Genomic DNA, 11,131 nt, shown 5'->3' on the forward strand with positions numbered 1-11,131 from the left:
TGGCTCAGTTCGGTGACATAGCGGACGAATTGTTCGGGCAGCGACTTGTCGAGTCCGAGCGATTTGCGGATCTCCTCGATCGCCTGAGGGGTCGCCGCAGGGCCCGCGAAATAGGCTGCCGGATCGCCGGGCAGCACGCGGGTCAACAGGAAGGTGACGATGATCACGCCGATGATGGACGGGATCGTGGTCGCGAGACGCTTGCCGATTTGCCGGATCATGCTTTTCGCCCCTGCCCTCGTGATCCGGGGGGTGAGATGTGCCCACCCGGAATCCAGCATGTGTCATGCAAGATTGAGTCCGAGCGCGATTGCCTGCGCGCCCGAAACATGCACGCCTTACGATTTGACGAGAGCCCGATAATCCAGCCGGCGGTGGAACCAGTACTGATAGCCGGAGATGTTCTTCTGCATCGCGACGTTGGAATAGGGCTGGAACAGCGGGATGCGAGGCAGATCGGCGAAGGCGAGATCGACGAAGCCTTTCACATCCTTTTCGTACTTCGCCTTGTCGCCGACGGCGGCGGCGTCGACCGCACCGTCGATCATCGCGTCCATCTCCTTCGACTGATAGCTCATCGTGTTGAAGATGGAATTCTTGCCGTGGTAGCACCAGATGAAGAAATACTCGGGATAATCGAGCCAGCCGGAGAACACGTTCAGATAAAGCGGCAGCACCTTCTTGTTGAGCTCGGTGCGGAAGTTCGAGCCGGGAATTTTGTTGATGGTGGTCCTGATGCCGATCTGGCCCAGACCTTCCTGGATCAGCACCGCAGTCGGCTCATTGACCGTGGCAAAACCCAGATCGAACGACAACGTCGTTTCAAAGCCGTTCGGATAGCCCGCTTCCACCATCAGCGCCTTGGCCTTCGCGATGTTGGTGTTGTAGCTCGTCGGCTGCGGCCAGGCCACCTGGGTTGCGGCACCCGGCGCACGACCGAAAAGCGGTGTGCCGAGACCAAACAACACTGCATCGATGATTTTCTGATACGGCACGGCATAAGCGGCGGCCTGCCGGACCTTCGGATCGTTGAAGGGCGCGTTCTTCACATTCATGCCGAGATACTGGCAACCGTTGGAGAACGGCGTCGACACGATGTTGAGCTTGCCGGCGTCCTTCAGTTCAACGAAATCCTTGTTCGGCAATTCATAAGAGATGTCGGCGTCGCCGCGCTCAAGCAGCGCGCGCCGGTTGCCCGCGGACGGCACCATGCGCCAGATGATGCGGCGCGCCTTCGGCAGTTCGCCGCCCTTCCAACCGTCATAGCGCTCAAGGATGACTTCGGAGCCCGGCGTCCATTTGGTGACGCGATACGCCCCGCTGCCCGCGGTGTTCTGCTTGGTATATTCGAGCCCCCAGGGATCCTTCTCGGTGGCGTGCTTCTTCACGAGCTCCGAATTGAAGATCGCCGGCACCACGACTGCGAGATCAGGAATGGTCAAACGGTCCTTCTTCATGAAATCGACGCGCACAGTGTTGTCGTCGACGATCACGAACTGCTCGGGCTTGGTCAGCGAGCCGGCGCCCATCTGGAAGGTCGGAAAGCCGCCGACCGAAACGGCGCGATCAAGCGACCACTTCACATCCTTGGCCTTGACCGGCGTTCCGTCCTGGAAGGTCGCGTTCTTCTTCAGCTTGAAGGTCACGGACATATCGCCGATGTTCATGTCGTCGGCGAGTTCGGGCTTGAACTTGTCCTTGTCGTAATAGGGCTGGCCAGCCGGGCCGGTCTTCATCTCATGGCTGATCAGACGGTCGTAGCAATTCCACGCGACTTCATAGCCGGGGACGTTGGTACCGACGCCGTGGATGTCGATGTTGTTCGGACCGCTTTCGGACACCACAAGGATGGTCTCCTGGCGCGCCTGCGCCTTGGCCGATGAGAAAATTGCGGGTGCAGAAACGGCAGATGTCGCAGCAATAGCAGTCGTCGATTTCAGAAATTCACGGCGATTCATTGTGGTGCCTCCGGTCCCTCTGTCCTGGGCCTGGGACACACCCTCCGCAAAGCTTGTGCCAGCCGGAGGCGGGCGCGCCGTGAATCTCGCAACTGACTGATTTGACCGCCGAAATGGCGGCAGTGCCCGGCAGAGGGACTACCTGGCGGGCCGCCGGGGGCGGCCGGAATTGCATACAATGGAGGTATTTGTGTCTATATTTTAATCATGGCAACCGGAAGAGGCTGCCTGCCGAGGCCGCCTCATTTGCGTTTTTTCGCCCTGGTCTTCTTTGCCGAGCGCTTCTTCTTCGTCTTGGCCGCCTTGCTCGGGACCCGCTTGCCTTCCGCTCGCGCCTTGGAGAGCCCGATTGCGATGGCCTGTTTGCGGCTTTTCACCTTTCCGCCCTTTCCGCCCGGGCCACTGCGGGCCCGGCCGCGCTTGTAATCGTGCATTTCCTTTTCCACGTCCGCCGACGCCCCGGGGGAATATTTGCGTTTTTTGGCCATTTCGATTTCTCCTGTTGCTCGGAACGGGCGTTCAAGCCCGGGCGTTCTATCGGCATGAAAAGACGTCGCACCCTACGCGCGCAAAATCGCGCCGCGCCGCTGAGGCGGGCTGTCCGCTTTTTTGATGAAGACGAGGAGATCGACGAGCAGATCCTCGAGCTCGGCTTCATCGAAACACGCGACACGCCGGTAACCGGCGCATCCGTTCAATCCGTTACCAGCAGTTGAGGTTCCGGACCGCCGCGGACGCGGTTCAGCAATTCATGCGAAACGGCGCCGCCGAACTGCGCCCGCCGGGGTGCCGACTGTCTTAGCCATCGCTGCAGCACCAGCCAGGACATCGCTATCATTCAGAAATGCCGGTAATCGAAGGCGTTGTTCGTGTTATGAACGGGCACAATCCGCCCCCGGCGCATATTTGCAGGCGCGCTTTAACCCGGACGACACTGTGAAGAAGATCGGCTTTCTATCCTTCGGTCACTGGACCCCCTCTCCGCATTCCCAGACCCGTTCGGCGGCGGACGCGCTCCTGCAATCCATCGATCTTGCCGTTGCCGCCGAAGAACTCGGCGCGGACGGCGCCTATGTCCGGGTGCATCACTTCGCGCGCCAGCTCGCCTCCCCCTTCCCGCTGCTTGCCGCCATCGGGGCGAAGACCAGCCGGATCGAGATCGGCACCGCGGTCATCGACATGCGTTACGAAAATCCGCTCTACATGGCGGAAGACGCAGGCGCGGCCGACCTGATCGCCGGCGGACGCCTGCAGCTCGGCATCAGCCGCGGCTCGCCCGAGCAGGTCATCGATGGCTGGCGCTATTTCGGCTACCAGCCGGCGGAAGGTCAGGATGACGCCGAGATGGGCCGCCGCCACGCCGAGGTCTTTCTCGACGTGCTGCAGGGCAAGGGCTTCGCAAAGCCGAACCCGCGTCCGATGTTTCCGAACCCGCCCGGCCTGCTGCGGCTCGAGCCGTATTCGGAGGGCCTGCGCGAACGCATCTGGTGGGGCGCAGCCTCCAACGCCACCGCCGTCTGGGCGGCCAAACTCGGCATGAACCTGCAGAGCTCGACCTTGAAGACCGACGAGACCGGTCAACCGTTTCATATCCAGCAAGCCGAACAGATCCGCGCCTACCGCGCCGCATGGAAGGAGGCCGGCCACACCCGCGAGCCACGCGTCTCGGTCAGCCGCAGCATCTTCGCCCTGGTGGACGATCGCGACCGCATGTATTTCGGACGCGAAGGCGACAGTCAGGACAGCATTGGCTATATCGATCCGAACACACGGGCGATCTTCGGACGCAGTTATGCCGCCGAACCGGACGCACTCATCAAGCAGCTCGCAGAAGACGAGGCGATCGCAGAGGCCGATACGCTATTGCTGACCGTGCCCAATCAGCTTGGCGTCGACTACAACGCGCATGTGATCGAAGCGATCCTGAAGCATGTGGCGCCGGCGCTCGGCTGGCGCTGATCCGGGAGCCGGTGAAGTGCCGGCTCCTCAGGTCACTTCATCATACTTGGCAGCCACAGCGAGATCACCGGGAACGCGATCAGGATGCCAAGCCGGACGATGTCGGCGACCACGAATGGCAGCACGCCGCGGAACAGCGTCGTGGTCGGAACGTTCGGAAGCAGAGCGTTCAGAACGAACAGATTCATGCCGACCGGCGGGCTGATCAATCCGATCTCAACGACAACCACGACCAGAATGCCGAACCAGATCGGGTCAAACCCGAGATGCACCACCAGCGGGAAGAACACCGGCACCGTCAACAGGATCATCGACAGTTCCTCCATCGCCGTTCCGAGTATCACGTAGATCGCGCAGATCGCGGCGATCACCATGATCGGCGACAGGTTGAGCGTCGTGACCAGCCGTTTCAGGTCGTCCGGCATGGTCGTGTAGTTGACGAATTCCGCGAACATCAGTGCGCCGGTGAGGATCACGAACAGCATCGCCGTGGTACGGCCCGACTCGATCAGCGCATCGAAGAAGGTTCGCCAGGTCAGCGCGCGCCGCAACAGCGCGATGCAGAGCGCACCGAATGCGCCGATGCCCGCGCCTTCGGTTGCGGTGAAGACGCCGCCATAAATACCGCCCATCACGATAATGAAGAGGAGCGCGACAGCCCAGACGCCCTCGGCAGCCTTCAGACGTTCTGCCCACGAGGAACGCTCCCCACGCGGACCTGAATCAGGGTCGCGCCACACCGTCCATTGCACCGCAACGCACAGGAGGAGCGTCGCGAGAATTCCGGGCAATATACCGGCGGCAAACATCTTCCCGATATTGGTCTCGGTCATCACGCCGTAGATGACCATCAGGGTCGATGGTGGGATCAGGATGCCGAGGGTTCCGCCGGCAGCGATCGAACCGGTGGAGAGACGATCCGAATAGCCGAGCTGCCTCATCGAGGGATAAGCGACCTTCGCCATCGTCGCCGCGGTGGCGATCGAGGAGCCGCAAATGGCGCCGAAGCCCGCGCAGGCGCAGATTGTCGCCATGGCAAGCCCGCCGCGAAGGTGCCCGATAAAAGCATAGGCGGCGCGGAACAGTTCCTTCGACATTCCGGCGCGCGTGGTGAAGTTGCCCATCAGGATGAAGAGCGGGATCACGGACAAGGTGTAATTGCGCCCGGTCTCGTAAATCTTGGTCTCGACCATCGCCATGGCCGGCGAAAAATTCCAGTCGCGCAGATAGGCAACGCCGAGAAAACCGACGACTCCCATCGAGATGGCAATGGGAATACGCAGGAGCGCGAGCACCATCATGATGCCCAGGCCCACGAGGGCTTCCGTCATGTCGTACTCGCCTTGTCGGGATCGAATGCCTTGGGCTGCTCGTCGGAGATCGGCATGAAGGCCTTCACGAGGTGCACAATTCCGGTCACCGCCACCATCACCGCCATGAAGTAAACGAACGGTGCGACAGGTATTCTCAGAACATCGGTTGTGTCGCCGTATCCCGCGATTTTGTCCGCCCTCAACCAGACGCGGTAGGACAGCCCAACGATGAGCAGCCCGCAAAGAATGTCGACAAGCCGACGCAGCAGCCTTCGCGAACGCGCGCTCAATGCCGCGTCGATAAAGTCCATCGTGACGTGCTCGTCCGCGCGCGACACGAGCGGCAGACCTGCGAAGATCAGCGCCAGCAGCAGTAGTTCGGTGATTTCAAAACCGCCGCGCAACGGCCAGTTCAACAGATAGCGGCCGATCACATCGACCGTTGTGATCGCCATGAGGCCAAAAAGCAGAATGGCTGCGGCGGCGCCCAGCAAACGATCAAGCCAGACGCCGCCTTCGTTATGTTCGGAAGACACTGGGCGACCGCTATTGGCCGGCAGCGACGCGCTTCAGCTCTTCATGGAACTCGGCGAACGCCTTGTCGCCATCGACACCCTTGGCCTTCGCGTCGGCCTTCCACTTCTCGACGATCCCTTTCGAACGCTCCTGCACGCCCTTGATCAGTTCAGGCGAGGCCTCCTGGATGTTGATGTTGGCCTTCTTCATCACCTCCATCGCAGCGCGGTCAGTGTTGTCCCAGGCCTTGCCGGCAAGACGAGCAATCGCTTCACCCGAAACCGACATGATGGCGTCCTGATCTTGCTTGCTCAGCTTGTTCCACTTGTCCTCGTTCATGAAGAACCCGAACGCCGAACCGTAGAACCCGCCGGGGAACAGCGTGGCATATTTGACCACCGAATCCAGCTTGAAGGAGATGATCGACTCGAGCGGGAAGAAGGTGCCATCGGCTACACCTGAGCTCAGGAGTTCGTAGGATTCCGGAGCCGGCTTGACGAAGGGCGAAGCGCCGAGCGCACGCGCCATTTGTTCGGAAATGCCGCCGCCCGAGCGGATCTTCATGCCTGCAAGGTCCTCGACCCTGTTGATCGGCCGCTTGGTGTTGAACATCTGTCCGGGACCGTGCGTCCACACGCCGAGCAGTTTCACACCCTTGTATTCATTGACCGGCTGGAAATATTTCCAGTGGATGCGCGAGAAGGCGACCGAATTGATTTCGGCCGTTGCGCCGCCGCCGGGCAGTTCGGGAAGCAACGGAAGCACATGCCGCGCCGGCGTGTAGCTTGCGGTCACATAGGACACGTCGACCAGGCCATCCCGCACCGCGTCAAAGGTGCCGGGCGCCGCTGACGGATGCTTGGCCAGCATCTGGAGTTTCACACGGCCATTCGTGGCTTTCTCGACCTGCTGGCCCCAAACGGCCAGAACGTCCTTGGTCAGGAGATGCTGCGGCGAAACCCAGCTCGACATGGTCAAGGTGGTTTGCGCATGAGCGGCGGGCGACCAGCCTGCCAATGTCGTAAAAGCAAGTGCTGCGCTGCCATACATGGCAGCGAATGCAAGACGTGACATACCGGAATCCTCCCAGATCCTTATTATGAGCAGGATCGGGCCATCTTGGTCACGGGCCGTCAAGCCTATTTTTTGCGACAGATTGGGGCCGGACGCCTTTTGATCGGCATTGTCACCCACGCGACTGCGATGGGAAGCATTTTTTGCTCAACCGATCAGGCCGACGCGCCGCGCGGCTCGCCCAATCGCCGCGACAGCCTCGTCGATATCGGCAGCCAAATGAGCGGCAGATGGCTGTGCACGCAGCCGCGCCTCGCCGCGCGGAACGATGGGGAAGCAGATCGCGCCAATATAGACCCCCTCCTCGAGCAACACGCGGCTGAATTCGCGTGCCTTGTCTTCGTCACCGACCAGAATAGGCGTGATGGGATGGTTTTCGCCCAGAATGCGCAAGCCGATCTTCGTCAGTCCTGAACGCAGACGTGCCGTGTTCTCCGACAGCCGCCCGACAAGGGCGTCGTCCCGCATCACGCGCTCCATTGCGGCGAGCGCGCCGGCCGCCGACGCCGGCGTCATCGCCGTCGTGAACATGAAGAAGCGGCCGTGATCATGGATCCGGCGGATGAGATCGGCCCGTCCGGCTGCATATCCGCCCGCAAAACCGCCAAACGCCTTCGAAAAGGTGCCGGTATAAAGATCGATCTCGCCGACGCAGCCCTGCACGGCGCCCGTACCGCGGCCACCCTGCCCGATCACACCCGCGGCATGGCTTTCGTCCACGACAAAGATCGCGTCGTGGCGCCTGCATAGCGCGATCATGGCCGGCAGATCGGCGGCATCGCCTTCCATGCTGAAGATGCCGTCCGTAATAACGAGTTTCGCGCCGTCATGCGGTTGCGAGAGCAACGCCGCAAGGTGGTCCAGATCGCGATTGTTGTAGATCAGCGTTTCCGCCGCGCTCAGACGGCAGCCATCGATGATGCTGGCATGATTCAGCCGGTCGCTGAAAATACGGTCGCCCTTGCCCACAAGCGTGCAGGCAACCGTGACGTTGGCGGAGGTGCAGGAGTTGAACAAAAGCGCGGAATCGACGCTGTGGAAGCGCGCGACCGTGTCGCACAAGGCCTCGTGCAGAGACGTGGTCGCAAGCGGCGGATTGAGCGTCGAGCCGTTGCCGTATTGCCGCGCGGCGGCGCAGGAGCGCTCGATCACCTCATCGTCTCCGGCCAGCCCGAGATAATTGTTGGCTGTAAGCAGGATGATCGACCGGCCATCGAGCTCAGTGCGCGCGCCCACGCGCCCGCCGATGATCGGTTTGGCGGCGCGCACGGGTATATCGGTTGATGTCACGGCGTTGGCGTCCTTCCCTGCACGCGCCCGGTCTCGATAGAAACTCCGGCTTTTGCCTGACGCGATGCGGCAACGGCACCGGTCCGTCAAGAGGATCGGCGCCTGAAAAGGTACCGGCTCCGCAGGCTGGAAAAGGCGCGCTGGCCTTCTGAACCTCGAATAAGCCAGACAGCCACCTCGAATAGCCCGTGACCGGCGCGCGATGGTTTTCCATCGCGCCGGCCAACCTGTGCCGTCAGGCACCTGCGGAGGTCACTCCGCGGGAACAGGCGACGCCAGAATCTTGTGACCGGATTGCCCGTGCTGTGTGAGCGGACGGTTGCCCGAGGCGGCACGAAGCAGCACATAGAACACCGGCGTCAGGATAAGCCCGAATGCCGTCACGCCGATCATGCCAGCGAACACCGCAACACCCATCGCCTGCCGCATCTCGGCGCCCGCACCGGTCGACAGCACCAGCGGCAGCACACCCATGACGAAGGCCAGCGACGTCATCAGGATCGGCCGCAGACGCAGACGGGACGCCTCGATGGCCGCCTGCACCGGATTGCGTCCGGCGAATTCCAGCTCGCGCGCGAATTCCACGATCAGGATCGAGTTCTTCGCCGACAGTCCGACCAGCACGATCAAGCCGATCTGGGTGAAGATGTTGTTGTCGCCGCCGGAAATCCACACGCCGGTCATCGCAGCGAGCAGACCCATCGGCACGATCATGATGATCGACAGCGGCAGCGCGAGCGACTCGTAAAGCGCTGCGAGGACCAGGAAGACCAGGAAGACCGCGAGAGGGAACACCCACAGCGCAGAATTGCCGGCCAGAATTTCCTGATAAGTCAATTCGGTCCATTCGAAGTCGAACCCTTTCGGAAGTGTCTCGGCGGCGATTTTCGCAACCGCGGCCTGCGCCTCGCCGGTCGAGTAACCGGGCGCGGCGCCGCCATTGACGTCCGCGGTCAGGAAGCCGTTGTAGCGCATGGCGCGCTCCGGCCCCGCACTCGACTTCACCCGCAACAGCGCCGACAGCGGTACCATCTCGCCCGCTGCGGAGCGAACCTTGAGCTGGCCGACATCGTCGGCACGCGCCCGGAATTGTGCATCAGCCTGAACGCGCACGGAATATGTGCGACCGAAGCGGTTGAAGTCATTGGCGTAGAGCGAGCCAAGATAGATCTGCATCGTCTCGAAAATGTCGGTCACGGCGACGCCAAGCTGCCGCGCCTTCACCCGATCGATATCGGCATAGAGCTGCGGTACATTCACCTGGTAGCCGGAGAACACACCCGCAAGTTCGGGCGTCTTCTGGGCCTGAGCCAGGAACGCCTTCTTGGCCTGATCGAGCGCTTCGTAACCCATGCCGGCGCGATCCTCGATCTGCAGCTTGAAGCCGCCGATCGTGCCGAGGCCGGCCACCGGCGGCGGCGGGAACATGGCGATGAAGGCTTCCTGGATCGCGCCGTACTGCTGATTGAGCTTGGCCGCGATCGCGGTGCCGCTCAAATCCTTCGACTTGCGCTTCTCGAACGGCTCGAGCCCGGCAAACACAATGCCGGCGTTGGATGAATTGGTGAAGCCGTTGATCGACAGACCCGGGAACGCAATCGCATGTTCGACGCCCGGCGTCTTGAGCGCAATCTCGCTCATGCGGCGGATTACCTCTTCCGTACGGTCGAGCGTGGCGCCGTCCGGCAATTGTGCAAACCCGACAAGATATTGCTTGTCCTGGCCCGGCACGAAACCGCCCGGCACCGCGCGGAACACCAATACGGTGAAACCGATCAGGACAACGTAGACGCCCATCAGGATCGACTTGCGCGACAGGATGCGGCCGACATTCCGGGAATAGCCCTCGGATCCGCGGCGGAAGACAGTATTGAAGCCGCGGAACAGCCAGCCGAACGCGAAATCCATCATCCGCGTCAGGCGATCCTTCGGCGCGTCGTGGCTCCTCAGCAGCAGGGCCGACAGCGCGGGCGACAGGGTGAGTGAGTTGATCGCCGAGATGACGGTCGAGATCGCAATGGTGAGCGCGAACTGCTTGTAGAACTGGCCGGTCAGGCCGCTGATGAAGGCAAGCGGAACGAACACGGCGCAGAGAACGAGCGCGATAGCGACGATCGGGCCCGACACCTCGGACATCGCGCGATAGGTCGCTTCCCTCGGCGACAGGCCCTCCTCGATATTGCGCTCGACATTCTCGACGACCACGATCGCATCATCGACCACGATACCGATCGCGAGCACGAGACCGAACAGCGACAGCGCGTTGATGGAAAATCCGAAGACATACATCACCGCGAACGTGCCGATGATCGAGACCGGAACGGCCAGCAACGGGATGATGGAGGCCCGCCAGGTCTGCAGGAACAGAATCACGACAAGAACCACCAGCGCGACCGCTTCGAGCAACGTATGCACCACCGCCTCGATTGACGCCCGCACGAATTGCGTCGGGTCGTAGACAATCGAGTAATCCACGCCCTCCGGCATGTTGGCCTTCATTTCGGCCATTGCCTTGCGGATGTTGTCCGAAATCGCGATGGCATTCGAGCCGGGCGCCTGGAAGATACCGATCGCAACCGCCTGCTTGTTGTCGAGCAGCGCGCGCAATGCGTATTCGGAAGCGCCGAGTTCGATCCGCGCGACGTCCTTCAGGCGCACCACGTCGCCGTTGGCACCCGTCTTCACGACGATCTCGCCAAATTCCTCCTCGTTTTGCAGCCGTCCCTGGGCATTGATCGAAAGCTGCAGATCTAGGCCGGGCATTCCCGGCGAGGCGCCAACCACGCCCGCGGCGGCCTGGACGTTCTGCGCGCGGATTTCCCGCACGATGTCGCTCGCCGAGAGGCCGCGCTCGGCGACCTTCTGCGGATCGAGCCAGACCCGCATGGAATAGTCACCGGCGCCCCACATCAACACCTGACCGACGCCATCGATGCGCGCCAGACGATCCCTCACATTCAGGATCGCGTAGTTGCGCAGATAGGTCATGTCGTAGCGGTCGTTCGGCGACAGCAGGTGGAC

At 61.8% G+C, this 11,131-nt stretch carries 9 protein-coding genes and 1 pseudogene; 2 read left to right on the forward strand and 8 right to left on the reverse strand.

The window, feature by feature from the left end; genetic code table 11:
• The 3 genes and pseudogenes from VNZ93_RS02305 to VNZ93_RS02315 form a co-directional block, all read right to left on the reverse strand.
• Nucleotides 1–221: pseudogene (locus tag VNZ93_RS02305) on the reverse strand (ABC transporter permease); the annotation flags it as partial.
• A 117-nt stretch (nt 222–338) separates the two neighbouring features.
• Nucleotides 339–1,958: an ABC transporter substrate-binding protein gene (locus VNZ93_RS02310; protein WP_325699495.1), complete on the reverse strand. Its 1,620-nt coding sequence runs from the start codon at nt 1,956–1,958 to the stop codon at nt 339–341.
• A gap of 242 nt (nt 1,959–2,200) precedes the next feature.
• Nucleotides 2,201–2,446, reverse strand: a complete 246-nt coding sequence (locus VNZ93_RS02315) for a DUF6496 domain-containing protein (protein WP_325699498.1) — start codon at nt 2,444–2,446, stop codon at nt 2,201–2,203.
• Nucleotides 2,447–2,500: 54 nt separating this feature from the next.
• Here VNZ93_RS02315 and VNZ93_RS02320 point away from each other — a divergent pair, with 54 nt between their 5' ends.
• Together VNZ93_RS02320 and VNZ93_RS02325 are read left to right on the forward strand one after the other, a co-directional pair.
• A complete protein-coding gene (locus VNZ93_RS02320; RefSeq protein ID WP_325699501.1) occupies nt 2,501–2,674 on the forward strand; it encodes a hypothetical protein in 174 nt (57 codons plus the stop codon).
• A 220-nt stretch (nt 2,675–2,894) separates the two neighbouring features.
• Nucleotides 2,895–3,917 (forward strand): LLM class flavin-dependent oxidoreductase, encoded by a 1,023-nt coding sequence (locus VNZ93_RS02325; RefSeq protein WP_325699504.1) that lies wholly within the window; start codon nt 2,895–2,897, stop codon nt 3,915–3,917.
• Between the two features lie 32 nt (nt 3,918–3,949).
• Here the strand turns inward: VNZ93_RS02325 and VNZ93_RS02330 are convergent, their stop codons facing one another.
• The 5 genes from VNZ93_RS02330 to VNZ93_RS02350 all read right to left on the reverse strand — a co-directional run.
• Nucleotides 3,950–5,248 carry a TRAP transporter large permease gene (locus tag VNZ93_RS02330; RefSeq protein ID WP_325699507.1) on the reverse strand — a complete coding sequence of 433 codons (1,299 nt, stop codon included), beginning with the start codon at nt 5,246–5,248 and terminating at the stop codon, nt 3,950–3,952.
• Nucleotides 5,245–5,766, reverse strand: a complete 522-nt coding sequence (locus VNZ93_RS02335; RefSeq protein ID WP_325699510.1) for a TRAP transporter small permease — start codon at nt 5,764–5,766, stop codon at nt 5,245–5,247. Before VNZ93_RS02335 ends, VNZ93_RS02330 begins: the two co-directional genes overlap by 4 nt.
• A 10-nt stretch (nt 5,767–5,776) precedes the next feature.
• Nucleotides 5,777–6,820: a TRAP transporter substrate-binding protein gene (locus VNZ93_RS02340; protein ID WP_325699512.1), complete on the reverse strand. Its 1,044-nt coding sequence runs from the start codon at nt 6,818–6,820 to the stop codon at nt 5,777–5,779.
• 147 nt (nt 6,821–6,967) lie between these two features.
• Nucleotides 6,968–8,110, reverse strand: coding sequence for an aminotransferase class I/II-fold pyridoxal phosphate-dependent enzyme (locus VNZ93_RS02345; protein WP_325699514.1), 1,143 nt, complete (start codon nt 8,108–8,110; stop codon nt 6,968–6,970).
• A 252-nt stretch (nt 8,111–8,362) separates the two neighbouring features.
• A partial coding sequence (locus tag VNZ93_RS02350) for an efflux RND transporter permease subunit (RefSeq protein WP_325699517.1) occupies nt 8,363–11,131 on the reverse strand: 2,769 nt, incomplete at its 5' end.

The organism is Pseudorhodoplanes sp., assembly GCF_035565795.1.
GTDB lineage: Bacteria > Pseudomonadota > Alphaproteobacteria > Rhizobiales > Xanthobacteraceae > Pseudorhodoplanes.